Source organism: Rhizobium sp. BK418 (genome assembly GCF_004341105.1).
Classification (GTDB): Bacteria; Pseudomonadota; Alphaproteobacteria; order Rhizobiales; family Rhizobiaceae; genus Rhizobium.
This window is the reverse complement of the sequence record NZ_SLZK01000007.1, coordinates 243,043-268,457: the sequence shown is the minus strand read 5'-3', so window position 1 is coordinate 268,457 and position 25,415 is coordinate 243,043. Positions and strand designations below refer to the sequence as shown.

The 25,415-nt window shown below is 59.1% G+C and carries 22 protein-coding genes; 12 read left to right on the top strand and 10 right to left on the bottom strand.

The window, feature by feature from the left end; all coding sequences use genetic code 11:
• Positions 1 to 36: 36 nt before the first annotated feature.
• Positions 37 to 828, bottom strand: coding sequence for a creatininase family protein (locus tag EV281_RS25645; protein ID WP_132657081.1), 792 nt, complete (start codon positions 826 to 828; stop codon positions 37 to 39).
• A gap of 84 nt (positions 829 to 912) precedes the next feature.
• On the opposite strand from EV281_RS25645, the gene EV281_RS25640 reads away from it, so the two are divergent.
• The 4 genes from EV281_RS25640 (at position 913) to EV281_RS25625 (ending at position 4,840) form a co-directional block, all read left to right on the top strand.
• Positions 913 to 1,422, top strand: coding sequence for a MarR family transcriptional regulator (locus EV281_RS25640; RefSeq protein ID WP_132657080.1), 510 nt, complete (start codon positions 913 to 915; stop codon positions 1,420 to 1,422).
• A gap of 119 nt (positions 1,423 to 1,541) precedes the next feature.
• Positions 1,542 to 2,564 (top strand): LacI family DNA-binding transcriptional regulator, encoded by a 1,023-nt coding sequence (locus EV281_RS25635; RefSeq protein WP_132657079.1) that lies wholly within the window; start codon positions 1,542 to 1,544, stop codon positions 2,562 to 2,564.
• A gap of 24 nt (positions 2,565 to 2,588) precedes the next feature.
• Complete coding sequence (locus tag EV281_RS25630) at positions 2,589 to 3,545, top strand: 2-hydroxyacid dehydrogenase (RefSeq protein WP_132657078.1); 957 nt, start codon at positions 2,589 to 2,591, stop codon at positions 3,543 to 3,545.
• Positions 3,546 to 3,808: 263 nt separating this feature from the next.
• Positions 3,809 to 4,840 (top strand): aldo/keto reductase, encoded by a 1,032-nt coding sequence (locus tag EV281_RS25625; protein ID WP_132657077.1) that lies wholly within the window; start codon positions 3,809 to 3,811, stop codon positions 4,838 to 4,840.
• 55 nt (positions 4,841 to 4,895) lie between these two features.
• Here EV281_RS25625 and EV281_RS25620 read toward each other — a convergent pair whose 3' ends face one another.
• Positions 4,896 to 5,675 carry a gamma-glutamyl-gamma-aminobutyrate hydrolase family protein gene (locus tag EV281_RS25620; RefSeq protein WP_132657076.1) on the bottom strand — a complete coding sequence of 260 codons (780 nt, stop codon included), beginning with the start codon at positions 5,673 to 5,675 and terminating at the stop codon, positions 4,896 to 4,898.
• A gap of 289 nt (positions 5,676 to 5,964) precedes the next feature.
• Between EV281_RS25620 and EV281_RS25615 the strand changes: the two genes are divergently transcribed.
• A complete protein-coding gene (locus EV281_RS25615; RefSeq protein WP_132657075.1) occupies positions 5,965 to 7,071 on the top strand; it encodes a TRAP transporter substrate-binding protein in 1,107 nt (368 codons plus the stop codon).
• 63 nt (positions 7,072 to 7,134) lie between these two features.
• Here EV281_RS25615 and EV281_RS25610 read toward each other — a convergent pair whose 3' ends face one another.
• Positions 7,135 to 8,628, bottom strand: a complete 1,494-nt coding sequence (locus EV281_RS25610; RefSeq protein ID WP_132657074.1) for a TRAP transporter large permease subunit — start codon at positions 8,626 to 8,628, stop codon at positions 7,135 to 7,137.
• A gap of 22 nt (positions 8,629 to 8,650) precedes the next feature.
• Positions 8,651 to 9,190 (bottom strand): TRAP transporter small permease subunit, encoded by a 540-nt coding sequence (locus EV281_RS25605; RefSeq protein ID WP_132657073.1) that lies wholly within the window; start codon positions 9,188 to 9,190, stop codon positions 8,651 to 8,653.
• 318 nt (positions 9,191 to 9,508) lie between these two features.
• Here EV281_RS25605 and EV281_RS25600 point away from each other — a divergent pair, with 318 nt between their 5' ends.
• The 6 genes from EV281_RS25600 to EV281_RS25575 all read left to right on the top strand — a co-directional run bounded on the left by EV281_RS25600 (position 9,509) and on the right by EV281_RS25575 (position 16,256).
• Entirely contained in the window at positions 9,509 to 11,812 is a 2,304-nt protein-coding gene (locus EV281_RS25600; RefSeq protein ID WP_132657072.1) for an EAL domain-containing protein, read from the top strand.
• Between the two features lie 143 nt (positions 11,813 to 11,955).
• Entirely contained in the window at positions 11,956 to 12,708 is a 753-nt protein-coding gene (locus EV281_RS25595) for a hypothetical protein (protein ID WP_132657071.1), read from the top strand.
• Positions 12,709 to 12,976: 268 nt separating this feature from the next.
• Positions 12,977 to 13,201 carry an aa3-type cytochrome c oxidase subunit IV gene (locus EV281_RS25590; RefSeq protein WP_132657070.1) on the top strand — a complete coding sequence of 75 codons (225 nt, stop codon included), beginning with the start codon at positions 12,977 to 12,979 and terminating at the stop codon, positions 13,199 to 13,201.
• A 106-nt stretch (positions 13,202 to 13,307) separates the two neighbouring features.
• Positions 13,308 to 14,456: a Re/Si-specific NAD(P)(+) transhydrogenase subunit alpha gene (locus tag EV281_RS25585; protein ID WP_132657069.1), complete on the top strand. Its 1,149-nt coding sequence runs from the start codon at positions 13,308 to 13,310 to the stop codon at positions 14,454 to 14,456.
• Positions 14,456 to 14,854 carry a proton-translocating transhydrogenase family protein gene (locus tag EV281_RS25580; protein WP_132657068.1) on the top strand — a complete coding sequence of 133 codons (399 nt, stop codon included), beginning with the start codon at positions 14,456 to 14,458 and terminating at the stop codon, positions 14,852 to 14,854. Before EV281_RS25585 ends, EV281_RS25580 begins: the two co-directional genes overlap by 1 nt.
• Positions 14,855 to 14,861: 7 nt before the next feature.
• Entirely contained in the window at positions 14,862 to 16,256 is a 1,395-nt protein-coding gene (locus EV281_RS25575) for an NAD(P)(+) transhydrogenase (Re/Si-specific) subunit beta (RefSeq protein ID WP_132657067.1), read from the top strand.
• A 146-nt stretch (positions 16,257 to 16,402) separates the two neighbouring features.
• Here EV281_RS25575 and EV281_RS25570 read toward each other — a convergent pair whose 3' ends face one another.
• The 6 genes from EV281_RS25570 to EV281_RS25545 form a co-directional block, all read right to left on the bottom strand.
• Entirely contained in the window at positions 16,403 to 16,885 is a 483-nt protein-coding gene (locus EV281_RS25570) for a DUF992 domain-containing protein (RefSeq protein WP_132657066.1), read from the bottom strand.
• A gap of 62 nt (positions 16,886 to 16,947) precedes the next feature.
• Positions 16,948 to 18,591 (bottom strand): sensor histidine kinase, encoded by a 1,644-nt coding sequence (locus tag EV281_RS25565; protein ID WP_132657065.1) that lies wholly within the window; start codon positions 18,589 to 18,591, stop codon positions 16,948 to 16,950.
• Positions 18,592 to 18,786: 195 nt separating this feature from the next.
• A complete protein-coding gene (locus EV281_RS25560) occupies positions 18,787 to 19,878 on the bottom strand; it encodes an FAD-dependent oxidoreductase (protein ID WP_132657064.1) in 1,092 nt (363 codons plus the stop codon).
• A 24-nt stretch (positions 19,879 to 19,902) separates the two neighbouring features.
• On the bottom strand, positions 19,903 to 20,769 hold the full coding sequence (locus EV281_RS25555) for a tetratricopeptide repeat protein (RefSeq protein WP_132657063.1): 867 nt from the start codon (positions 20,767 to 20,769) through the stop codon (positions 19,903 to 19,905).
• A gap of 139 nt (positions 20,770 to 20,908) precedes the next feature.
• Entirely contained in the window at positions 20,909 to 21,121 is a 213-nt protein-coding gene (gene rpsU / locus EV281_RS25550; RefSeq protein ID WP_003585885.1) for a 30S ribosomal protein S21, read from the bottom strand.
• A 179-nt stretch (positions 21,122 to 21,300) separates the two neighbouring features.
• Positions 21,301 to 22,929 (bottom strand): adenylate/guanylate cyclase domain-containing protein, encoded by a 1,629-nt coding sequence (locus tag EV281_RS25545; RefSeq protein WP_132657062.1) that lies wholly within the window; start codon positions 22,927 to 22,929, stop codon positions 21,301 to 21,303.
• A 310-nt stretch (positions 22,930 to 23,239) separates the two neighbouring features.
• Between EV281_RS25545 and EV281_RS25540 the strand changes: the two genes are divergently transcribed.
• Complete coding sequence (locus EV281_RS25540; RefSeq protein ID WP_132657061.1) at positions 23,240 to 25,411, top strand: adenylate/guanylate cyclase domain-containing protein; 2,172 nt, start codon at positions 23,240 to 23,242, stop codon at positions 25,409 to 25,411.
• The last annotated feature ends 4 nt before the right edge of the window (positions 25,412 to 25,415 follow it).

Below are 25,415 nucleotides of genomic sequence, written 5' to 3'. Positions count from 1 at the left end.
TAAGATCACATTGCCCGATGCGCAAAGTCGGGTTGGTCAACGCAGCGTTTCGGCGTTGAAGGCATCGATATCCTGCAGGAGCTCCACCAGTCCGCTCACGGCATGAGTTATCAGCGCCTCGCCCTTTTCGGCCGTCGCCTTTGCAGCATTGCCTGCGACGCCTTGCGGGTTCAGATCCGACATCTTCCAGCCGAAGGCATGCGGGCCATAGGCACGCAGGTGCTTGAAGCGTTGAGCGAACTCCGTCTGGCTGGAAGGAAAGGCGGCCGCCTTCGTCATATCCACTCTCTCCGGATAAAGAGCGAGCATGACGGAGGTTTCGATATCACCGCCGTGGATATCGATCGCCTTTTCTTCAGACGAGATCGCGCCCTCCGGCACGCCGAAGCGTGTCCAGCTGGTGGCGACGGCGAGCATGTTGAGGCGCACGCGCGCTTCTGTTGCGACAATAGTCATCAGCGGTGAGTTGCCGCCATGGGCGTTCAGCATCACGAACTTACGGATGCCGAGTGCCGAAAGCTCTTCTGCGATGCTTAGCCAGCGTTTTACAGCTGTATCAAAAGGGAGCGTCTTCGTTCCTTTAACATCCATGTGCTCTAAGGAGTAGCCGACCGATTCGACAGGGAGTACGGTAACAGGCAAACCGGCCGGCAGGGCGGTTTTCAGCCTGTTGACGATACCCTGCGCGATCAGAGCGTCGGTTTCGAAGGGCAGATGCGGGCCGTGCTGTTCATGTGCGCCGAGTGGCAGGACCGCAATCCAGCGCCGCCGTGCCTCTGGAGAGAGTGCGGGGTCATTGTCCTCGAAACGGAACGACGGAACCAACATCGGGCGTTGCCTCTTGTTTATGACGAGATCATGGGCAATGTCATAACGCAGCCTGGGCAGTGCTTAAAGATCAAAGGGATGGCGATGGGCAAGAAGCATAAGGACGGCAAGAAGCACAAGAAAAAGAAGGATCAGACCGAGTATACGCTTGCCGATCTTTCGCCGGCTTTGACGCAGGCTGCCCGTTCCATGCGCACGGTGCTGTCGCGCAATCTGCTCGAAAGCGGCCTGTATGCCGGTCAGGACGGGGTCATTCTTTCGCTTGCCGAAAGCGATGGCATGACGGCCGGCGGACTTGCCCAAAAGCTCGGTGTCAAGGCCCCTACCATGACCCGCACCATCGGCCGCATGGAGGCCCAAGGTTTCCTGGAACGCAAGCCCGATGCCGAGGATGCTCGTCTCACCAAGGTTTATCTCACTGAACTTGGCCGCGGCAGCGTGCAGGCGATCGAGCTTGCCGCCTCTTCCTGCGATAAGCTTGCGACGATTGATTTCTCCGAAAAGGAAATCCGCAATCTGGTGCGTCTGCTCAAGGCGATCGACGCCAATCTGCAAGCGGAGGCAATGCATGTCGATGAAGATGAGGAAGATTGAAAATTTCCTCAAAAGGCGAATTGCCTGCGCCGCTTAAATCTTTTAATTAAATTTTTTAAGGCTGTCGCGGCATTGCGGCAGTCCTTTACCGGCTTCACGCGTTGCCTGGAGGAGGAGACGTGGCGCAGAAGATCAAGCTTTCGACGATTGCCGAAACGCTCGGCATATCAACGGCGACCGTTTCCCTGGCCTTACGCGACAGTCCCCTTGTAGCCGGCAACACGCGGGAGAAGATCAAGGAACAGGCCCGTGCGCTGGGATACATCTACAATCGCCGCGCCGCCAGTCTTCGCACCTCGCGCTCGGGCATTATCGGTGTTGTCGTCCACGACATCATGAACCCGTTCTACGGGGAAATCCTGAAGGCGATCGAAAGCGAACTCGACCGCAGCCGCCATACCTTCATTCTCTCCAACCATTACGATTCCGTCGAAAAGCAGCGCACCTTCATCGAGACCCTGCTGCAGCTCGGCGGCGACGGAGTGATCATGTCACCGGCGATCGGCACGCCGCCGGAGGATATTCAGCTCGCGGAAGAAAACGGTATGCCGGCTATCCTCGTCGCCCGCTCGATGGATAGTCAGGATGTGCCGACCTATCGCGGCGACGATAGCTATGGCATCTCGCTCGCCACCAACCATCTGATCGGCCTTGGCCATCGCACGATCGCCATGATCGGCGGCACCGACCAGACCTCGACCGGGCGTGATCGCTATCAGGGCTATGTGAATGCGCTGCGCAAAGCTGGCATCGAGGTCGATCCGAACTTGCGAATCCCCGGCCCGCGCTCGAAGCAGGGCGGATTCGAGGCGGCGGTGCATTTCCTTTCCCTGCCGCAGAAGCCGACGGCCGCCGTCTGCTGGAACGATTTGGTCGCCATCGGTTTGATGAACGGCATTGCTCGCGCCGGTCTTGTGCCCGGCCGCGATATTTCGGTTACCGGTTATGACGATCTGGAAGAGGCCTCGATCGCCACACCGGCGCTGACCACCGTCTGGAACGGCCAGACAGAGGTTGGACGTCTTGCCGCCCGTGCCCTACTTGACCGACTTGCCGGCAGTCATGAGCCTGATGGCATCCATCTCATCAAGCCGGAAATGCGTATCCGCCAGTCCACCAGTCCCTATCGGCCGCGTATCTGACCGCCGAAGCCAAGAGGAAAAGCCATGTCCCGTATTGCCGTTCTCGTTCCCGGGAAGATGCATGATCGTGTTCTCGCCCAGCTGAAGGATCGCTTCGAGGTCATTAGCGTCGAACGCGAAGAGACGCTCAAACTCGATGCCGAGACGGCGAAACGCATTCGCGGCGTGGCGGTCAGTGGAGCCTTCCCGGCTGGCTGGTTCGCGCAATTGCCTTCCATCGAAATCGTCGCCAGTTTCGGCGTGGGTTACGATGGTATCGATGCGAAGCTCGCAGGCTCGAAAGGCATCATCGTCACCAATACACCCGACGTGCTGAACGATGAGGTCGCCGATACGGCGATTGCGCTTCTCCTTAACACCATTCGTGAATTTCCCAAGGCGGAAAACTGGCTGCGGAATGGCAATTGGAAGCCGGGCGCTTCCTATCCGCTGACGCGCTTTTCGCTGAAGGGCAGGCATGTCGGCCTCTATGGGCTCGGACGCATCGGCCTTGAGATTGCCAAACGGCTGGAACCTTTCAAGGTGAAGATCAGCTATCACACCCGCTCTCGCCATACCGATGCGCCTTATGATTACCAGCCGACGCTGAAGGGGCTTGCCGAGGCCGTCGATACGCTGATTGCGATCGTGCCGAAGACCCCGCAAACGCATAAGACTGTCAATGCGGAGATTCTTGCCGCGCTAGGCCCCAATGGTATCCTGGTGAATGTCGGCCGTGGATGGACGGTGGATGAAGATGATCTGGTTGCGGCGCTGAATGCGGGCACGATTGGCGCTGCTGGCCTGGATGTTTTTTACGACGAGCCGAACGTGCCGGCGGGATTGTTGGCCGCGCCGAATACGGTCCTGTTGCCGCATGTGGCCTCGGCTTCAGTTCCGACGCGTAATGCCATGGCGGATCTGGTGGCCGCTAACCTCATCACCTGGTTTGAACAGGGCAAGCCTGTGACGCCGGTGGCTGAAACGCCCGTCAAGATGTAGGGCTTCCTAGTATCCCTCCGCGAAGGCGGAGGCAGTATTCGCTTTTTCCTTTTTTGCCTTTGGACTTTTTCCTGTTTCCCTACTTGGTCGCTTGGGAAGGATTGGCTATGGTTAGCGCGGGTCGCACTATCTCTGGCGGCCGTAGTTGTCATCGGCGGCATTTCGCCGCCTCAAGCTTACACATAGCGATTTGATCGGGGAGCGTCCGCTCCGCCCGGCGCTTCTTCACGCCGGCAGCCGACACTTTCTGAAAGGAGGCAGAAATGGATTATCGCAAGCTCGGTCCCAGCGGGGCCGTCGTCACCGCATATTGCCTGGGTACCATGACGTTCGGGAAGGAATCCGATGAGGCGGCTTCCTTCAAGATGCTCGACGACTACTTCGCCTGGGGCGGCAATTTCATCGACACGGCCGATGTTTACAGCGCCGGTGCATCGGAGGAGATCATCGGCCGCTGGCTGAAGGCCCGCCCAACGCAGGCGCAGCAGGCGGTGATTGCTACCAAGGGCCGCTTCCCAATGGGCGACGGACCCAACGATATCGGCCTTTCCCGCCGCCACCTCAATCAAGCGCTCAATGATTCTCTGCGTCGTCTCGGCGTCGAGCATATCGATCTCTACCAGATGCACGCATGGGACGCCTTGACGCCGATCGAGGAAACGCTGCGTTTCCTCGATGATGCCGTTCGCGCCGGCAAGATCGGCTATTACGGCTTCTCCAACTATGTCGGATGGCACATTGCCAAGGCTTCCGAAATCGCCAAGGCACAGGGCTATACACGTCCGGTGACGCTGCAGCCGCAATATAACCTGCTGATGCGTGACATCGAGTTGGAGATCGTCGATGCATGTAAGGATGCTGGCATGGGCCTGCTGCCCTGGTCGCCGCTTGGTGGCGGCTGGCTGACCGGCAAATACAAGCGTGACGAAATGCCAACGGGTGCGACGCGCCTGGGCGAAAACCCTAATCGCGGCGGCGAAGCCTATGCAGCCCGAAACGCGCAGGAGCGCACCTGGGCAATCATCGCCACGGTCGAAGAGATCGCCAGGGCACGTGGTGTCAGCATGGCGCAGGTGGCGCTTGCCTGGGTCGCCGCGCGTCCGGCCGTGACGTCTGTCATCCTTGGCGCCCGCACCTCAGAACAGCTTGCCGACAATCTCGCGGCTGCAAAACTGGTGCTGTCAGAGGAGGAGACGGCAAAGCTCAATGAGATCAGTGCGCCGACCCCTGGGCAATATCCCTATGGTGTCAACGGCACCAATCAGCGTCATCGCAAGATCGAAGGCGGCCGCTGAAACAATCGGTCAGAAAGAAAAAAGGCCGTCGGAGCGATCCGGCGGCCTTCCTGTCTCAAGCGGTCGCCTGCGCTGGCAGCGGCCGCAATTTGCTTGCGGCGTAATCCCTGACAGCATCACCGAAAGCGGTAAAGAGTTTGTTCGAGGGCTTGTCGGTTTCCGCCCAATATTCAGGATGCCATTGCACGCCGACGGCAAAGGCCTTGGCATCGATGACGGAAACGGCTTCGATCGTTCCGTCCGCTGCCGTCGCTTCTACCTGCAGGCGCGGTGCGGTCCTGGCGATTGCCTGCCGATGCAGGGAGTTCACACGGATCTCGCCGGCACCGACGATACCTGCAATGCAGGAGCCTTCCTTGATGAAAACGCTCTGTCGGATCGCATACATGTCGTCGCGCTCGGTAACATCGGGCCTGCGGTGATCCCAGATGCCAGGCTGTTCCTGAATTTCGCTGGCAAGCGAGCCGCCGAGCGCAACGTTCAATTCCTGAATGCCGCGGCAGATGGCGAGAAGCGGGATGGCGCGGTCAATCGCGCCGCGGATCAGCGGAAGGCTGGTCGCATCACGGGCAGGATCGAAGGGGCCGTCTGCCGCCGTGGCTTCGATACCATAGAGCGAGGGATGCACATTGCTGGCAGAGCCGGAGACCAGCACGCCGTCGACCCGATCGAGGATGGCATCCGTCTCATAACCTTCCTCGAAGGCGGGAATGATGAAGGCCATCACGCCGGCGGCATTCAGTGCCGCGCGTACATATTGATGCTGTGCGGCATGCCAGGTTGCGCCGTCGAGGGTGCGGATATCGGCAGGAATGGCAACGATCGGTTTCATCATTTTCGCCCCGGAGAAAACACTGTCTGACGTTTCTGCGGCCAGAATTGCCGTTAAGTCAACGCTTGGCTGCTAGCGGTGGCCAAATTGCGGCGCCTCAGCGACCTAGCTGCCATCGTACCGGCTAAGTCGCTGATTCCGATGGATGTGTGGAGCCGCCACAGAAGCGTCGTGATCCCAAAGACTAATAGGCCAGAGCTTGAAACGCTTCTTCCGGCATGCTTAACTTTGCCATCACTGCGGGTAGGGGTGAGGATTGACCGCGCAGTGCCATCTATACGGGAGGTTTTTGATGGATCGTCGTTCATTTATGAAAAAAGCGGGAACAGCCGGCGCCGGCGCCGTTGCCGCAACTGCATTGGCAGCGCCTGCAATTGCGCAGGAAAACCCGAAGATTGCCTGGCGCATGACCTCGTCGTTTCCGAAGAGCCTGGATACGATCTATGGCGGCGCCGAAGATATTGCCAAGCATGTTGCGGCTGCCACGGATGGTAATTTCACCATCCAGCCTTTCGCAGCCGGCGAAATCGTCCCCGGCCTACAGGCTGTCGATGCGGTAGCGGCGGGCACCGTCGAGGCAGCCCATACGACCTCCTATTATTTCGTCGGCAAGGATCCGACCTACGCAATCGGAACTGCCATTCCGTTCGGACTGAACAGCCGCCTGACCAATGCCTGGTTTTACCAGGGCAACGGCAATACACTGATGAACGAATTCTATGCTACACAGGGAATGTATGCCCTGCCGGCCGGCAATACAGGTGCGCAGATGGGCGGGTGGTTCCGCAAGGAAATCAATACGCTCGACGACCTCAAGGGCGTCAAGATGCGCATTGCCGGTCTCGCCGGTCGCGTCATGGAGAAGGTCGGCGTCATCCCGCAGCAAATCGCCGGCGGCGACATCTATCCGGCGCTCGAAAAGGGGACGATCGACGCCGCAGAATTCGTTGGCCCCTACGACGACTTGAAGCTCGGTTTCCACAAGGTGGCAAAGTATTACTATTACCCGGGCTGGTGGGAAGGTGGCCCGACGGTGCATGCCTTCTTCAATCTCGATAAGTGGAGCAGCTTGCCGAAGCACTATCAGGCAGCGCTCAACGACGCCTGCGCTTTCGCCAACACCAACATGCTGGCAAAATACGATATGAAGAATCCCAGCGCGCTGAAGCAGCTTGTCGCGGAAGGGGCGACCCTACGGCCGTTCAGCCAGGAGATCATGGAAGCCTGCTTCCAGGCCGCGATGGGCATCTACGGCGATATCTCCTCGAAGAACCCGTATTTCAGGAAGATCTACGACGATCAAACGGCATTCAAGCGGGATGCTTATCTCTGGATGCAGCTCTCGGAATACACGTTCGACACGTTCATGATGATCCAGCAGCGTGCCGGCAAGCTCTAAGCCTTCTTGCGGCGTTCAGATACATCAAAGCCCCGGGTGAAAATCCGGGGCTTTTTCTTTGCCTCATTGTGCGGGTGGCGGCGGAGGCGCGCTCGGCAGGGCCAGTGGAGTCAAGCCCGGAATCTGCGGCGAGCTATTGCCGCCGCCGGGTGCTCCGAATGATGGTAGGCCCAGCTGACCGCCGAAACCGGGTACTTCGATCTTGATCGAATTCGGGTCCACCTTCGGGCCGTGATCCAGCCAGTAGGTGACCGATTCCGGCCAGAAAATCACGATCGCCACGAGAATGAGCTGCATGCCGACCCAGGGCAGAGCGCCAAGGTAGATATCCTTGGTGCGGACATCCCTGTTGGCGATCGAACGCAGATAGAAGAGCGCGAAGCCGAAGGGTGGGTGCATGAAGCTCGTCTGCATGTTCACGCAGATCAATACGCCGAACCAGATGAGATCGATGCCGAGACTGGAGGCGACCGGCGCCAGCATCGGGATGACGATGAAGGCGATCTCGAAGAAATCGAGGAAGAAGGCGAGGATGAAGATGAAGACGTTGACGAAGATTAGAAAGCCGACAGGCCCGCCGGGAATGCCCGACAGCATGTGCTCGATCCAGCGTGAGCCGTCCATGCCTTGGAAGACGAGGCTGAAGCAGGTGGAGCCGATCAGGATCATCACCACCATCGAGGTGATGTGAGTGGTCGAGCTTATCGCCTCGCGGATCAGCGGCCAGGTGAGGCGACCGTGCAGGGCAGCAAGCGCCATGGCGCCGACGACGCCAAGTGCGCCTGCTTCGGTCGGGGTGGCAAGGCCCATGAAGATGGTTCCGAGCACAAGGAAGATCAGCACGATTGAGGGGATCATGCTCCAGAGCACCTTCATCAGCAGTGCCAAATCGAAATCGCCGCGCACCTCCTTGGGCAGCGGCGGCATCGCTTTCGGGTTAATGATGGAGAGGATCAGAATATAGGCCACAAAGATCGCCACCTGCAGGATCGAAGGACCGATTGCGCCGAGATACATGTCGCCGACTGAGCGGCCGAGCTGGTCGGCAAGCACCACCAGCACCAGCGAAGGCGGAATGACCTGGGTGATCGTACCGGAGGCCGCAATGACGCCCGTTGCAAGCCGCGGGCTGTAGCCGTAGCGCAGCATGATCGGCAGGGAGATAACGCCCATGGTGATGACCGAGGCTGCGACGGTGCCGGTGATGGCGCCAAGCACGGCGCCAACCAGGATGACGGCGTAGGCAAGGCCGCCGGGGACGCCGCCGAAGAGCTTGCCGGTGCCTTCGAGCAGGTCTTCGGCCAGACCACATCGCTCCAATATGGCGCCCATGAAGGTGAAGAAGGGGATTGCCAGCAGGAGATCGTTGGAGACGATGCCGAAGAAGCGCAGCGGCAGCGCCTGCAGGAACACCTCTCCGAAATGGCCTGTTACAATGCCGATAATGCCAAAGAAGAGGCCGACGGCGGCCAGCGAAAAGGCGACGGGAAAGCCGTAGAGCATGAAGATGACCATGCCCAGGAACATCGCCGGCGGGATGATACCGTAGTCAAACAAGTTCGTTCCTCCGGGCGCCGAGTTACTGCAGCGGCTTTTCGTATTTCGTATCGATCTCGATCGAACCGGTCAGCGCGGCGATCCTTTTGATCAATTCCGAAATGCCCTGGAGGGTCAGGAGCGCGAAGCCGGCAAAGAGCATCAGCTTCACAGGCCAGCGAATGAGGCCGCCGGCATTGGCTGAAACCTCACCTTGCTGATATGCGAGCAGGAAGAAGGGCCAGCAGAGAATTGCGAGGAAAAGACAGGCCGGGATGAGGAAGACGATCAGGCCAACGATATCGATCCAGATTTTTGCCTTGTCGGAGACGGAACCGTATATCAGATCGACGCGCACATGCTCGTTCTTGCGCAAGGTATGGGAAGCGCCAAGCACGACGACGAAAGCGAAGAGATACCACTGGATTTCCAGCCAGCCGTTCGAGCTGTAGTTGAATGCGTAGCGCACCATCGCATTGCCGGCGCTTATCAGGCAGCAGAACAGCACCATAAATTCGGACAGTTTGCCAATGAACTCGCTGATCGAGTCGATCAGCCGACTGGCGGTCAGAAGTACCGACATTCGCCTCCCCTTGTTGTCTTGCCGTTTTCGGCAGTTCTCCCTCTAAAGCCGGTGTAACCCAGGGTTTTTGAAATTGAAAGGAGAAATGGCCCGCCTAGGAGGATAGTCTTATGCAGTTACGGGCTGTGATCCCTTTAAAAGTTTTCGCAACTTTGACGCGGATATTTTTTCTATAAACCTCGCGATAAAGCTGCATTGTCGCGTTCTTAGTGTACTGTTCACCTTACGGTTTTAGAAAAATTGACCAAATGTTTGAACCGTTTGAAATCAATTTTTAAAGGGTTCAGTTTACATTTCCCGCGCACAGGGAAAGTATGGATGAAGCCACATAACCCGAACAGGGTCCCTAAGGATGTGTATCTGTCGTTTGTGAGTTCTCTCTCCGGGAACCGCATGACGCTTCTTGTTGGCGTAATTGTGCATGTTGCGACGTGCCTTGCCGTGGCTGCCAAGACGCAATACTCCATCTACATCCTGCTGTCGGTCGCCTTCCTTCTGGTCTTCAGCGCTCGCATGGTCATCTTCCGGCAATTCGATCGCGTCGATAAGCAGAGCCTGTCGCACGCCGGAATCGAGCGTTGGGAGCGGATTCTCGTTGCTAGCGGAGCCTGCACCACCGCGCTCCTCGGCATCGCCAGTGGCTATGCTATCTTCGTCGTGCATGATTCCTTTGCGGAGCTTGCCTGCATTTCTGTCACCATGGCGACGATGGTTTCCGTCGTCGGCCGCAACTACGGCTCGCGCTTCGCGGTCGACCTCCAGACGCTCTTCTGCTGTCTGCCGATGATCGTCGGCAGCCTCCTGGCGATGGATTTCTATCGCGGCGTGCTTTCGATTTTCCTCATTCCTTTCTGGCTGACGACGCGGGCCATGGCGAACGGCGTGCGCGAGTTTCTCTATGAGAACGTCATTGCGCGCCGGGAAATCACCATCATCGCCGACCGTTTCGATACGGCGCTCAACAACATGCCGCACGGCCTCGTCATGGTCGATACGGAGAACCGGATCCAGGTCATCAACCGCAAGGCTTGCGAGCTCCTTAAGATCGGCGCACCGGATCGGCTGAAGGATCGCGATCTGGGCGCAGTGTTGCGTTATGGCGCGCGCTACAGCTTCATGGATGCGTCCCAGCCGGAGCTGATCCTGCGGCAGCTGACACAGGTCGCCGAAGGTAACCTATCGCGCACGCTCATCCATTTCCCCGAGGGTTTGTCGCTCGAATTTTCCGCGAGCCGGCGTGCGGATGGCGGCGCCGTGTTGATTTTCGAAGACGTTTCGAGCCGCGTGAAGGCCGAGCAGAAGATCCTGCACATGGTGCGCTTCGACGCACTGACGGGTCTGCCGAACCGCGAATATTTCGGCCAGCGCGTGCAGGAGTACCTCACCAGACACTCTAAAAAGCGTGGTCCTCTCGGCTTCATGATCCTCGATATCGACGAGTTCAAGCATGTCAACGACATGCGGGGTCATGTGACTGGCGACCACCTTCTGTGTGCAATCGCCATGCGGGTCAAGGAACTTGCCGGCAACGCGATCGTAGGCCGGCTGATGGGCGATCAGTTCATCCTGTTCTTCCCGCATGCGCGCGACAAGCAGGTGCTGGACGCCGAAATTCGCAAGCTGCATGCAGCGGTCCAGGGGCAGTATGAAGTCGACGAAGTAACCTTCCTCATCTCCCTCAGCGCCGGCTACGCCGTTCTTGAGAGCGACGCCTTTGCTATGGACGAATGGAGCGTCAAGGCCGATCTGGCACTGTTCGAAAGCAAGTCGCGCTTAAAGGGTGGTATCACCGGCTTCGAGCAGGAAATGGACGGCCGCTATATTGAGCAGCAGAAGCTCAAGGCGGATTTGCGTGAGGCCGTAGCTGCAGATGCGCTGCATCTCGTCTTCCAGCCGATGTTCCGAGCCGACGGCTCGCGGATCGAATGTGCCGAGGCCTTGGCGCGCTGGGTCCATCCGGAGAAGGGATCGATCCCACCCGACGTCTTCATCCGGCTCGCCGAAGATATGGGTATCATCTCCGACATCACTCGTTTCGTGCTGTTCAAGGCCTGCAGCGAATGCGTGACCTGGCCGGAACACATCGCCGTCTCGGTCAACCTTTCGGCGCGGGATCTGCGCGATGCTGACATCCTTTCAGTTGTCGCCGATGCGCTTGCCCATTCCGGCCTCGCCGCGGCGCGGCTGCATCTCGAAGTTACCGAGAGCTGCCTGATCGACGAACCGGCGGCGGTGCGCGCCATCCTGGCGGAACTCAGGTCTCGCGGCATCACCATCGCCATCGACGATTTCGGCACCGGCTTCTCCAGCCTCAGCTATCTCGACACGCTGCCGCTCGATATCGTCAAGATCGACCGCTCCTTCGTGCGCAACATCGTCGAGGATAGCCGCCGCCTGAAGCTCCTGCGCGGCACCGTCAATCTCGCCCGCGAACTCGGCCTCAAGATCGTCATCGAGGGTGTGGAGACCGAGGAGCAGCTGGCGCTGCTCAACAAGCACCGCAGCACCGATCTCGTGCAGGGCTACGTTTTCTCGCCGCCGGTGCCTTCCCAGAACATCACACTGCTGCAACAGGGCATCGGCCGCCGCACCGTCCAGCGCCGCCGCCACAAGGTCGCTTGAGCTGCCTGCTACTGGCTGGTTATCCTCTGCAAATCTTGCGCTTCGTTAACCTTAACAATTTAAATTTAACGCAAATTCTCAGTTTTTCTTGCTCCCATGTGCTGGCGTATGATTAATGATCCGTTAACAAGCGGATCGAGAAAATGTCAGATACACTTTTTACGCGTGGTGATTTCAGCAGGAAAGTCCTGGAAATTCTGGATCGCGTCGAATATCGACGTGTCGAAAGCAGCGAAGATATGGAGGAGGTGGAGCGGCTGCGCTACAAGGCCTACAAGGCGCATGGCGCGCTGTCGCTTGCCCCGGAAGGCCTGTTGGACGATGTCGATTTCGACAGCCATGCCTATATTTTCGGTCTTTACTATTATGGCGAACTGGTCAGTACGATCCGAATTCACTATGTGACGCCGGATCATCGTATCAGTCGGTCTGGTGAGGCCTTTCCCGAGGCGATGGATGACCTTCTGGACGCCGGGCTGACCTTGATCGATCCGGCGCGTTTCGCGGCTGATCCGGAACTCACAGCTAACATGCCATGGGTTCCCTATCTGACGTTGAGACCCGCCATCGTTGCGGCAGCGTATTTCCGGGCTGACCGCGTTATTCAGTCCGTCCGGCCCCCACACGCAGCCTTCTACAAGCGGGTCTTCTATGCCGATACCATTGTGCCCGGCCGACTGGCGGAGAGTTACGGGGTTGATGTGACGCTGATGGCAACGAATGTGGTCGAGGTCGGGCGCAAGCTGTTGACGCGCTATCCCTTCTTCATCTCCAGCGCTAGCGAGCAGCGCATGATGTTTTCGCGCAACCCGAACGACACGCTGCCGCCGCTCACCATCATTCCGACGGCGCGTTTCGTGCCCCCAGGCGAACTTGGTACCGATCTGCCGCTGTGATTTCTCCTTCTTCGCGATAAAGAGACGATGCCCGTCAGGGTAGATGAGGTGCGGGCGACAGTCGAAAACTTCATCTGTCGTCGGACCTCGTTTCATCCGGCCGTTGAGGTCGCTGTTTCGTCCGGATCAGGTCACTGCGAGGCGTTCCTGCGGCATTCTCATGCATTGCGCTTTTGCCCGTCATTGTGTAATCCCTGCGGGCAGGGGATTTGCCTCACCGAGGTGAGGGAATCAGGCAGCGCTAAGGCATTTGAGGGAGACGATATTCATGGCCGAACATCATACCGGACCGGTCGAGACCGGCGCGCCGATGGACTACAACGAACATGAGAAAACCTACAACATGTTCATTGCCGGCACGAAATACGGCACGATGGTTCTTGTTGCCCTGATGCTTGCCATGACTGCCGGCTTCTTCGGCGGTGCCGGTTTCCTCGGCGGCATCCTCGTCTTCCTCATCATCCTGGTCGCCGGCATCTTCCTGCTCCGCTAAGCGCGGTCCTGCGGGAAGACACGGTCTTCCGAACTTGTGATGTAGATGCTTGGCCCGTGCAGGCAAGCGGCCTGTCACGGCCCAGCTGACCCGGAGGAGGGGGCAGTTGGCCAATATTGTTTTCGTAGCAAAGGAAATCACGGGTGATGAGACGCGCGTTGCTGCGTCCGTTGAAACTGTCAAGAAAGTGAAGTCGCTCGGCTTCGATGTCATCGTCGAAGCGGGCGCCGGAACGCTCTCTCGCATCCCAGACCGTGAGTTCGAGGCCGCGGGTGCTGCAATCGGCACGTTCGCGGATGCAGCGTCCGCCGATGTCGTCCTCAAGGTCCGCCGGCCAAGCGAAAGCGAAATCACCGGCTACAAGGCCGGTGCCGTCGTGATCGCCATCATGGACCCCTATGGCAATGACGAGGCGGTTGCCGCGATGGCGCGCGCTGGCCTTTCCACCTTCGCTATGGAGCTGATGCCGCGCATTACCCGCGCACAGTCGATGGACGTTCTGTCATCCCAGGCCAATCTTGCCGGCTATCAGGCCGTCATCGAGGCCGCCGTCGTTTACGATCGCGCCATGCCGATGATGATGACGGCAGCAGGCACGATTCCCGCCGCCAAGGTTTTCGTCATGGGGGCAGGCGTTGCCGGCCTCCAGGCCATCGCAACGGCCCGCCGCCTCGGCGCTGCCGTTTCGGCAACAGATGTGCGTCCGGCCGCCAAGGAGCAAGTCGCCTCGCTCGGCGCCAAATTCATCGCTGTCGAGGATGACGAATTCAAGGCAGCGGAAACGGCCGGCGGCTATGCCAAGGAAATGTCGGCCGACTATCAGGCGAAGCAGGCGGCACTGGTTGCCGACCACATCGCCAAGCAGGATATCGTCATTACGACCGCGCTCATTCCCGGCCGTCCCGCACCTCGGCTCGTCTCGCGCGCCATGCTGGCCTCGATGAAGCCGGGCGCGGTCGCTGTCGATCTCGCGGTCGAGCGCGGCGGCAATATCGAAGGCGTTGTTGCGGGCAAGGTCACCGATGTTGAAGGTGTGAAAGTCATCGGTTTTGCGAACATGGCGGGTCGCGTGGCCGCCAGTGCCTCGGCGCTCTATGCCAAGAACCTCGTCACCTTCCTGGAGACGATGGTGAACAAGGAAACGAAAACGGTGGTGCTCAACCTCGAAGACGAGCTCATTAGGGCGACCATGCTGACCTATGCCGGTGACGTGGTGCATCCGGCATTCGGCGGCGCCAAGAACGGGGATAACTGATGGCCAGTGAAGCAATGGACAAGGCGCTGGAACAGCTCGACCAGGCTGTCACCGCGGTCGTCACCGCTGCCGCCCAGGCACCTGAAGCGGCGAGTGCTGCAACTGGCGGAGCAATCGATCCCTTCGTCTTCCAGTTCGCGATCTTCGTGCTGTCGATCTTCGTCGGTTATTACGTCGTCTGGTCTGTAACGCCTGCGCTGCATACGCCGCTGATGGCTGTCACCAACGCGATCTCCTCCGTCATCGTCGTCGGTGCGCTGCTTGCGGTCGGTATCTCGACCAGCGGGCTTGCGACCGGCTTCGGTTTCGTGGCGCTGGTGCTCGTCTCGGTCAATATCTTCGGCGGCTTTCTCGTCACGCAGCGCATGCTGGCGATGTACCGCAAGAAGGATAAGTGAGGGGCCGATGACCAATCTCGCAGCCTTCCTTTATCTCGTCTCCGGCGTCCTTTTTGTTCTGGCGCTTCGCGGGCTCTCGCATCCGGCCACCAGCCGCAAGGGCAATCTCTATGGCATGATCGGCATGGGGATTGCGATCCTCACGACGCTGGCTCTGGCAATGCCGAACTTCGGCGGCTTCGTGCTCATCATTCTCGGCCTTGCTATCGGCGGCAGCGCCGGCGCCTATATCGCCCGTACCATCGCTATGACCTCGATGCCGCAGCTCGTGGCCGGCTTCCATTCGCTGGTCGGCCTTGCTGCAGTTCTGGTCGCCGCATCGGCGCTCTATACGCCTGATGCCTTCGGGATTGGCGAAATCGGCCAGATCCACACTGAGGCGCGCATCGAAATGGCGATTGGCGTGGCGATCGGTGCGCTGACCTTCACCGGCTCGATCATCGCCTTCCTGAAGCTCGACGGGCGCATGTCCGGCAAGCCGATCCTGTTGCCCTTCCGGCATCTGATCAACATTGCCCTGCTTGTGCTGATCGTGCTCTTCGTCATCGGGCTTGCCGTGACCGAAAGCCATTTCGACTTCTGGGCGGTGGTAGCACTGTCGTTGGCCCTCGGCGTGCTGCTGATCGTGCCGATCGGTGGCGCAGACATGCCTGTTGTCGTTTCGATGCTGAATTCCTATTCGGGTTGGGCGGCGGCCGGCATCGGCTTCACGCTTGGCAATCTAGCGCTCATCATCACAGGTGCGCTGGTCGGCTCATCGGGTGCGATCCTGTCTTATATCATGTGCAAGGGCATGAACCGCTCCTTCATCTCCGTCATTCTTGGCGGTTTTGGCGGCGAGACGGCAGCTGGCGCCGCGGATAATTCAGAGAAGATCGTCAAGCTCGGCTCGGCCGAGGATGCGGGCTACCTGATGGCGAATGCCTCGAAAGTCATCATCGTACCTGGTTACGGCATGGCGGTGGCGCAGGCGCAGCATGCGCTGCGGGAACTCGCCGACAATCTCAAGAAGAACGGTGTCGAGGTTAAGTACGCGATTCATCCGGTTGCCGGCCGTATGCCGGGCCATATGAACGTGCTGCTCGCCGAGGCCAATGTGCCCTATGATGAAGTCTTCGAACTCGAAGATATCAATTCGGAATTCGCGCAAGCCGATGTCGCCTATGTCATCGGCGCCAACGACGTCACCAATCCGGCGGCGCGAGACGACAAGTCCTCGCCAATCTACGGTATGCCGATCCTAGACGTCGACAAGGCCAAGACCTGCCTCTTCGTCAAGCGCTCGCTCGGCTCGGGTTACGCCGGCATCGACAACACGCTGTTCTACAAGGACGGTACGATGATGCTGCTCGGGGATGCCAAGAAGGTGACCGAAGAGATCAATAAGGCGATCGCCCACTAGAGCATTTCCAGGTTTTCTTCGAATGTCAGAAATGCTCGATCTCGTTGCTTTCATGCAATTCCCAGGCGCAAAATTGCAGCATATTTTTGCTGAAATACTCTCATCAAAAAGCCCGCTTCGGCGGGCTTCCTATTCGAGGCGAGCGATCAGATTTCGCCCGGCACCAGCGTCATCTTCTCGACACCGACGGCGAGATTGAGACCTTCTTGAGCCTGCAGGTTCAGTGGCTGCAGCATGAACGCCTTGTTAGTGCCGCCGACAATGACCTTGGCACCTCCGCCGGCACCGAGGCTGGCATCCGCGCCGACGCCGTAATATTCGCCGGCGAGCGCAAATTCAGGCATATCGGTGCCGGTCTTAGCGAGCACCTGCCAAATCATCACGCTCTTGCCAGTCTGACCGACATCAATGCCGAATTTCCCGATCTTGCCGGCATAGACCGCCTTCGGGCCGCCGGACGCAGGCGTATAGGTGCAGATCAGGTTCTTTTCAGACGTGACGATCAGCCCCTGCCCGCCATCCGATCCGCAGACGAGCCGTCCCAGCGACGTATAGTCGGCTGCCGTGGCCGAGCCGGCCCAGCCTGCAACCGCAACGACTGCCGCGGCAATCAGGGTTTGCTTGAACATGGTCCTTCTCCTTCTGAATGACCTGTTCAAAACGGGCGGTTGCAATGGTTGTTCCGGTTGCGCTACTCGCGCTCCATCATCCCGCGCTGGGCTGTGAGGATCCAGACGAGACCTTCCGGGCGAAAGTCGACATCGACTTTACCCCGAAAAGCGGCGGCGGCATGCGCCTTGATGACGGTGGTGCCGAAGCCGGTACGCACCGGCGGTTTGACGATCGGACCGCCGCTTTCAGTCCAGGTGAAACACAGCATGTCGTCCTCAGCCGGCTGCCATTCGAAACGCACACGGCCTTGGGGCAGGGATAGCGCTCCGTATTTTACCGAATTAGTAGCAAGTTCATGCAGTGCCAGGCCGAGATTCTGAACGGCATCGGGCTTGAGAATGAAATCCATACCCACGATTTCCACCTGCTCGCGGGCCTGTGGAAAGGCCTGAAGATGAATGTCGATCACCCGGCGCAGCGAAACGCCGGACCATTGTTCGCCTGTCAGAAGCTCGATCGAGCGCACCAGCCCTTCAAGGCGGTGGGCGACGGCCAGCCGGAATGTCTCGACGTTGTCGGATTGCTTTGAAAGCTGACGCATCATGGCGAGCACAAGCGTCAGCAAGTTCTTGGTGCGATGAATCAGCTCGTGCATGACGAAGCGTAGCCGATCCTCACTCTGGCTGCGGTCAAAAGAGGCGTTGGAAAGCGCAATCGCCACCTGGTTGGCCTCGATAACGCTGGTTTCGACCGGCGAGACAATATGGCCGTCGCCAAGCCGGTTCGCCATATCGGCAATTTCACGAATCGTGGATCGGACCTGCCGGGCAACGGCATAGGTCGCAAGTAAGGCGACGAGCAGCAGTACGAGACCGCCAATCAGCAGGAAACGCCAAGTGCTAAGGATCGGCGCCTGCGCTGTGGCGATCGGTCCCCATACCACCGTCTTCCAGGACCAGCCGGGAATCTGTGCATAGCCCAACATGGCATGTGGGAGGATATCGCTATCTTCGAAAACGCCGCTGGAAGCGACGAGCGAAGGCAGAATGCGCGGGTCGAAGGGTTCGCCGGGCTGGAGATTGGCGGGGCCGCGGCTCGCGACGACGTGACCACCCTGATCGATCACCGCTGCCGACCAGCCCGAGGAAAGGCCTTCGGTCGTAACGAGTTTTGCAAGGTCGCTGGCATTCTGGGTGATGATCAATGCGGCGACGGGATCCTGGTCACGCGGCAGGGTGACGTTGTAGACCCATGTGCCACTCGTTGCACCCATGAAGACGTCGGAGGCTTCGATCCGGCCAGACTTCATGGCAGCGTTGAGAGCTGCAAGATTCGTCGTCTTGCCAAGCGGGGTGCCGAAGTCGCGACGGGTGTTGAGAAATTGCTGCCCGGCCTTGTCCACAGCGATCACGTAGAGCATATCGCCGCGAAGCGCTGTTTCCGTACGATTGTAGAAAGATTTATAGTCGCCGCGTTCCAGCTCGGGAGAGGAGGATAGCAGCCGCAATGTCGTCGCCATATCCTGTAGCTGGCGATCGATGGTCCGTGACAGGGCTAACGCATCCTGCGCGGTTTCGCGCTTCAGCGTGGAGCGCTGATTGTCTTCCAGCTGCATGAGAAGAAGAGCAACGAAGGCGAAGATCGGCAGCGCAATCGCTACGGCCATAGCGACGAGATATGTTCCGATCGACGCTTTCGGGAAAAGACGCGCGGCAAATTTCATCGATGCCGCCCCCGGTCTGTCAGGGCTGGGTGCTGCGGGAGATCGGTTTTGCCTGATATCACGAAAGCAAGAATCCGCATCGCTCGCAAACGCCTCTCAGATTCGTACCGCCCAATAGCCCGCTATTAAAGCAAGCTCATGTTAGGAGGCAGGGCATTTGGTTGCAACCTACTAAAATAGTCAGGTGTAAAATCGTCAATTTTTTCCTATTGACTGCCTTGCGCCGGCGAAGCGTTGCAATCGGAAGGGTGCGAGGCTTTCGTCACTCTTGCCTGACAGAAGCTCATCGGCAGCAAGCAAGCCGGCTAGCGGAGCAAGTGTGACACCAGAGTGCATTACAGCGGCGTAGAGACCTGGCAGTCCGGCATTACCAACGATGGGAAAACCATCGGATGGTGTCGGGCGATAGCCGACGGTGAAGAAATCGAGCCTCAAATCGTCATTATCTATGATCAGCGCCTTCATTCGCGCGAAGAGTTCTGCAGCGCTTGCCTGATGGTCTTCGCCGGGATCGCCGCCGCCGAAATCCGTTCCGGCGATGATGCGGCCTTCCGCTGTTTGGCGCATATGCAGACGCGGTGTTATGACGAGCCCGTTCAAGCGTTTCGAGACAGGGTGGGAGTGCACAATCAGGCCGGCCGGCGTGGAGAGTTGCAATGTTATTCCGGCCGAGGCAGCGATGGGAACTGTGCCTGCACCAGCGGCCAGCGCGACATGATCGGCTGCGAAGACACCTTCCGACGTGACAGCGCCGACGATTTGTCCGCCGCTTTGCAGCAGACCGCTGACTGTGGCAGTTATGAATTTCGCGCCATGCGCTTCGGCATCAGCGAGCAGCAAGCGTGCCGCAGCGACGGGCTCGACCGCGCCTTCTTCGGCGACATGGAGTGCGAAATCCGGATATTCGGTGAGACGCGGTTCGAGCAGCGCGCTTTCTTCCCGGTTCAGCCGGCGGATACCGTAGCCCCAGCGGCCATGTTCATCGGCATAGGCTTCCAGGTCGGCCGGCGGCATATCCCAGCAGAGGCCGCCGCACCAGACAAGCGGCAGGTCAGGCAGCTCGCGCACCAGCCGCTTCCACTCGGCCATCGCCCGGCGGCGGAAATGGAAATAAAATTCGGGATTGCCCCAGCTTGCATTGATCCAGGCAAAGGAGCAGGGGGTTGCCACGCCGCCAAGCTTCTCGCCGATGATGGTGACTGCTGCGCCCTTGCGTGTGAGATGCCAAGCGATGGAGGCGCCGATAATGCCAGCGCCGACGACGATCACATGCGGTTTCGCTGGCATCGTCGTCACCTTTTGCCTCTCCCGTTAGCCGGTCGTGCCGCCGACGCGGGCAAGTCCGTCTCTCGCCGGCTGGTATTTCGGATCGAGGCCGACAGCATGGCGGTAGGAGCGGATCGCCTTGTCCTTCTCGCCGCGGCGCTCGTAGACGAGAGCCTGGTTTGCCCAGGATTCGGCCAGGTTGCCATTCAGCTCGATCGCGTGGTTGAAATCGGCGAACGCATTGTCGTCGTCGTTCAGGGCGATATAGGAAATGCCGCGGCCATTATAGGGCTCCGGCGAATTCGGCGAGAGCGAAATCGCCTTGGAGAAATCGTCGATCGCCTTATCCTGCTGATTGCGCTTCTGATAGATCAGGCCGCGATTGTGGTAGGCGCGGCCATCTGTCGTGCCGAGCTGGATCGCTTTTGAGAAATCGTTGAATGCTTGATCGTCCTGGCCAGCCATGCGGTAGACATTGCCGCGACCGATATAGGCGACATCATAGCTCGGATTGATCTGCAAGGCAGCATTGTAATCGGCGACCGCCTGCGGCTGCTGGCCCATGTTGCGGTAGACCAGCGCGCGGTTGGCATATGCCTGGAAGAAGCGCGGGTTGATCTGCAGTGCGGTGTTGAAGTCATCGAGCGCCTTGCGGAATTCGCCGGCGCGGCCATAGGCGGAACCGCGGACATTGTAGCCTTCGGGATCGCGCGGATTGGCGTTGATGACGGCCGTCAGCGATGCGATATTTTCCTGTGAGCCCTGTGCCTTGTCGATGCGGATCACAGCATCCGACGTATTGCTCGTCTCACAGCCAGCGAGGCCCAACGCAGCGACAAGCGCCAGCGAGGCAAACACGGCGGATTTCTGTGAACGCAACGAGCGGGACGGATTGAACGTTATGACAGCCATTCGGGCTCGCTTCCCCCATGCACCATATCCGATAGGGCGGATATGCAATCTTCAGCAGCAAATTAAAAAAGGCGGCGGCGAAACCTATCGCCCCCGCCACACATGCATCTGAAAACGTCGAAAAAACGACGGCACCGCCTTAGCGTGCAACCAGACCTTCGCGCTGAGCGCGCTTGCGGGCCAGCTTGCGAACACGACGAACAGCTTCGGCCTTTTCGCGAGCGCGCTTCTGCGACGGCTTTTCGTAATAGTCGCGCATCTTCATTTCGCGGAAAATGCCTTCGCGCTGCATCTTCTTCTTGAGAGCGCGGAGAGCCTGGTCGACATTGTTATCGCGGACAAGTACCTGCACGAGAATCACGTTCCTTTGGTTTGGTTGATGCCGGGAGGCGGCGCAGCGCCTGGGGCAAAAAAATAACGTTCGCGCGGCCGCAGCCTTGCGATTGGTGATGCGGGATAGCAGATCGAGGAAGTGAAGTCCAGACGGGATATGCGAATGAGCGGAAAAATGACGGCGAACATTATACGACGTTAGGAGCGCAGCGTCTCGGGCTTGGTTTCATCCAGTGCGGCGATCGCTTCCTTCAGAGCCGCTATCACGCGGGAACGGTCGGCAGGCTCAAGCCGAGCCACATCCAGATGCAGGTCCAGGCCGGCCAGATGCTCGCTCAGAATGCGGCTCTTATGATCGGTGCCGAGCATCAGCCCATCCACTGCGTACGGCACGATCTCCCGCTGGATTCCCTTCATCGTGATCGGCAGCAGGGGGTGAGCATCGACGATATCCTTCACGAGTGCGTAGGTTTCGTAGCTGATGACGATCTCGCCGCCCTGTGCGATCGCTTGCAGGCGCGCGGCGAGGTTCGCTTCAGCGCCGATGATCGTATAGTCCATGCGGTCGTTGCTGCCGAAATTGCCGACGTTGCAGTAACCGCTGTTGATTCCCATCCGCACGACGAAGGGCTCCTCGGTGCCGTTCCTGCGCCATCGGTCCTTTAGTTCGCCGAGCCTGCGCTGCATGTTCACCGCCATGCGCAGACATGCCTTGGCATCCTCTTCCGGTCCCTTGGTCTCAGGATCGCCGAAGAACACCAGCATGGCGTCGCCGATGAACTTGTCCACCGTGCCGCCGTGGTTGAGTGCGATCGCGGACATTTCGGTCAGATATTCATTCAGCATCTCCGTCAGCGCTTCCGGCTGCAGGCGCTCCGTCGTCGCGGTGAAATCCTTGATGTCGGAGAAGAAGATCGTCAGGCGCTTGCGCTCTGTGTGGACGACCACATCCTTCTGGCCGCTGAAGATGCTCTTGTAGATCTGCGGCGACAGGTAGCGAGAAATCTTGAGGGAAACGCTGGCGAGGAATTCGTTTGCAGCTTCCAGGTCACGGTTGGCGCTGTGGATGGCGCGGGTCTGCTGGCGCTGCAGGATGATGAAGCTGATACCGATGATGGCGACGAAGAGAAAGTAGCAGAGGAGATATTTGAAGGCGAGAATGTTGCTCGCATAGGGCTGACGGATGATGACTTCCTGGATGCCGCGCACATCGCCCACCTTCCAGTCCTTCTTCGGGCTTTCTGGGTGGGTATTGTGACAGGCTACGCACGCCTGGCCCATGATGACAGGCGTGACGAGGCGCAGCGTATCAGTGAATCCGACGCGTGTGAGATCGGTCAACGTCTGGGCGGAATTGGCGCGCAGAGAGGTCAGCGACGCCTTTTCGAAACTGTCGAGATCATGGGGCGCACGATTCTTGAAGGGCAGGTCGGAGAGGAAGCGATAGGTAATATTGGCCTGCTGTTCCTTGATGACGTCTCCGAGTTCGAGTGAAAGCGTTGCCGGCAGCGGAATGGCGCCTGGAATATTGGCATAGTTGTGGGAGACGACCGTGCCGCTGACGTCACCTGCCTGATGGGCAGCAAGCACCCGGCCGACCACATTCGCCGAATAATAGGAGCGGATGCTTGTGACGAGCGAACTCATGTCCCGCGCCTGCCGGCGCAGGGCGCTTTCGGAGAGGTCGCTGATATCAAGCCAGACGGCAAGCGGCAGTCCGGCTAGCATCGCCAGCACGACGACCACCAGCCAATAGCCGCTTCTGCGCGCGATGAAAGCCGAATTTTCCGCAGTTCTTGCCGTGGTCCCTCCTTGCGGATCTGCCATGGCGCATCCCTCGACAATGATCGAATTGTTAAAGCCCCTAAAACACAGAACCATTTCGTCGCGTGCGGGGCAAGGCCGACACTTCAAGGTCGGGCCGAAAGCCAGGACCAAATCTGGAAGTAATTTCACACGGTGTTGCGGTTACATCTCAATGAAAGTGCTTTGCCGGTATCGATGTCGGTTTCTGCATTGCTGTCGACTTTGTTTTTTAGCTTGTGAGCGTGAGCGAATGGTCTTTGGCGTCAAACAGGCGTAGCGTGCTTGCGGCGGGACCGCTCTCGGAGCCGCCCCGAGGGGAGGTCGGCAAATCATGACGCGATTGCAGCAGATCGGTGTGATGATCGGCCTGATCATCGTAGCTGCGCTTACGATGTTCCGAGCAAGCGATCCGCCGGTGCTGAGGCAGATCCGCGATGTCACCTTCGATGAGTATCAGCGCATCGTGCCGCGTAGCTTTGAAGCGATGCCAGTCCGGGTGATCGATATCGATGAAGCCTCCCTGCGGGAGTTCGGTCAATGGCCCTGGCCGCGCAACAGGCTGGCGACTTTGATCGACCGCCTCGCCGATATGGGGGCGGCGGCCATTGCATTCGACGTCATCTTCGCCGAGCCTGACCGGATGTCGCCGCGCAACGTCATCCAGGAGGTGGAGGGCGTCGATCCATCGCTCGCGGCGCACTTGCCTGACAATGACGAGATATTCGCTCGCTCGATCGAAGAAAAGCCTGTCGTGCTCGGCTTCGGGCTTTCCAACGAGGGCAATTACAAGCCGCCGGTAAAAGCGGGCTTTGCCTTTACCGGCGAAAGCCCGCTGGCCGCACCTCCGCATCTTGCCGCCTCGACACCGCTCCGGCCGGGTTTGGAGGCCAATGCCGCGGGACTTGGCCATGTCAGTCTCAACCCGGGCAGCCCCACATCGGTCGTGCGTGCAGTGCCGCTGTTCCTTAGCGATGGCGAACAGTTTTATCCCAATCTTGCCATTGAAGCGTTGCGGGTGGCGCAGGGGGCCTCGACCTATGTGGTGGCCGGCGCGCCTGATCACGCCGGGATCATCACCTCGGCAAAGATCGGCGATTTCATCGTACCGCTGACTGCCGCGGGAGAAATCTGGCTTTATGTGACGCCAAACCGGGCGGAGCGCTATATCTCGGCTCGAAAGCTCCTTGCTGCCGACGGAGTGGCTCCAGATGTCGCTGCTCAGATCCAAGGCAGCATCGTCTTCGTTGGCACCTCCGCGGTCGGGCTGCAGGATATCCGCACCACTGCGCTCGGAGAAAATGTGCCGGGTGTTTCTCTGCAGGCACAGACCGTCGAGCAGATCCTTTCGGGTCGTTACCTATCACGACCCGACTGGGCCGATGGGCTGGAGATCCTCTCGATCGCCGTGCTCGGTTTTCTTCTGGTCATCATCACGACGTTCGTCAGTCCGGCCGTAGCGCTGGTCTGTGGCCTGGCAATCACCGTGATGGCGCTCGCCGCTTCGTGGTTCAGCTTTCTTTATGCCGGTCTGCTCTTCGATCCGCTGGCGCCGATCGTCAGCGGGTCCATCACGCATTTTGCGGCGACATCATTCCGCATCCTCGTCATCGACAGGGAACGGCGGGAAGTTCGGCGCGCCTTCGGCCACTATCTCTCGCCTTCGCTGCTCCACCGGATCGAACATACGCCCGACGCGCTGAAGCTCGGCGGGGACGAGCGCGAGCTCACCATGATGTTCGTCGACGTCCGCAATTTCACGGAAATCAGCGAGCAACTGACGCCGATCGCCGTTGTTCAGTTTCTGAATACATTGCTCGATGCCCTGAGCCGGCATGTCGTAGGCAACGAAGGGACACTCGATAAGTTCATCGGCGACTCCATCATGGCGTTCTGGAACGCACCGGTCGATGTTTCGGATCATGCCGCAAAGGCACTGCGAGCGGCACTCGCCATGCGAGAGACGCTTGCCGAACTGAACGCCCGTGATGCTTTCGGTTTCGGGAGCGACCGGCAGGTGAGGATCGGAATCGGCATCCATACCGGGCTTGCCTGTGTCGGCAATATGGGGGCGAAGACCCGCTTCAACTATTCGGCGGTTGGCGATGCCGTGAATGTCGCGGCCCGCATCGAATCCTGCTGCAAGGACCTCGGTTTCGATATCCTGATCTCCGATAGCACGGCGCGGATGCAGAGTGGAGCGGCGCTTTTGGAGGCAGGAGCCATTCCGCTCAAGGGCAAGAGCAGCCGAACGCAGATTTTTGCCGTGATCGGCGACGAGGAGGTCGCGGCGTCGCCGGAATTTGGTGCCTTGCATCTCATTCATGAGGAGGTAATGAGCGCTCTGCGCCTGCGTTCGAGGAACAGCCGCAAGCTGATCGGCGCCGCAAAGCTCTCGGGGGTACGGGTCTTGCCCGGTCTCGTCGATTTTTACGAGCGGATATCCGGCAGGAGCGATCATTTCCGCGAGGATATAGGCCTACCGGAACAGCAGGCCGTTGAATAGTCAG

Bases quoted from the DNA above. Each gene is read 5' to 3' on its own strand.
- EV281_RS25625 (WP_132657077.1), top strand. From the start codon at position 3,809: ATGGATTATCGCAAGCTCGGTCCCAGCGGGGCCGTCGTCACCGCATAT.
- EV281_RS25575 (WP_132657067.1), top strand. From the start codon at position 14,862: ATGACCAATCTCGCAGCCTTCCTTTATCTCGTCTCCGGCGTCCTTTTT.
- EV281_RS25545 (WP_132657062.1), bottom strand. From the start codon at position 22,929: ATGGCAGATCCGCAAGGAGGGACCACGGCAAGAACTGCGGAAAATTCG.
- EV281_RS25560 (WP_132657064.1), bottom strand. From the start codon at position 19,878: ATGCCAGCGAAACCGCATGTGATCGTCGTCGGCGCTGGCATTATCGGC.
- EV281_RS25615 (WP_132657075.1), top strand. From the start codon at position 5,965: ATGGATCGTCGTTCATTTATGAAAAAAGCGGGAACAGCCGGCGCCGGC.
- EV281_RS25590 (WP_132657070.1), top strand. From the start codon at position 12,977: ATGGCCGAACATCATACCGGACCGGTCGAGACCGGCGCGCCGATGGAC.
- EV281_RS25570 (WP_132657066.1), bottom strand. From the start codon at position 16,885: ATGTTCAAGCAAACCCTGATTGCCGCGGCAGTCGTTGCGGTTGCAGGC.
- EV281_RS25640 (WP_132657080.1), top strand. From the start codon at position 913: ATGGGCAAGAAGCATAAGGACGGCAAGAAGCACAAGAAAAAGAAGGAT.
- EV281_RS25620 (WP_132657076.1), bottom strand. From the start codon at position 5,675: ATGATGAAACCGATCGTTGCCATTCCTGCCGATATCCGCACCCTCGAC.
- EV281_RS25565 (WP_132657065.1), bottom strand. From the start codon at position 18,591: ATGAAATTTGCCGCGCGTCTTTTCCCGAAAGCGTCGATCGGAACATAT.
- EV281_RS25595 (WP_132657071.1), top strand. From the start codon at position 11,956: ATGTCAGATACACTTTTTACGCGTGGTGATTTCAGCAGGAAAGTCCTG.
- EV281_RS25600 (WP_132657072.1), top strand. From the start codon at position 9,509: ATGAAGCCACATAACCCGAACAGGGTCCCTAAGGATGTGTATCTGTCG.
- EV281_RS25540 (WP_132657061.1), top strand. From the start codon at position 23,240: ATGACGCGATTGCAGCAGATCGGTGTGATGATCGGCCTGATCATCGTA.
- EV281_RS25580 (WP_132657068.1), top strand. From the start codon at position 14,456: ATGGCCAGTGAAGCAATGGACAAGGCGCTGGAACAGCTCGACCAGGCT.
- EV281_RS25645 (WP_132657081.1), bottom strand. From the start codon at position 828: ATGTTGGTTCCGTCGTTCCGTTTCGAGGACAATGACCCCGCACTCTCT.
- EV281_RS25630 (WP_132657078.1), top strand. From the start codon at position 2,589: ATGTCCCGTATTGCCGTTCTCGTTCCCGGGAAGATGCATGATCGTGTT.
- EV281_RS25605 (WP_132657073.1), bottom strand. From the start codon at position 9,190: ATGTCGGTACTTCTGACCGCCAGTCGGCTGATCGACTCGATCAGCGAG.
- EV281_RS25555 (WP_132657063.1), bottom strand. From the start codon at position 20,769: ATGGCTGTCATAACGTTCAATCCGTCCCGCTCGTTGCGTTCACAGAAA.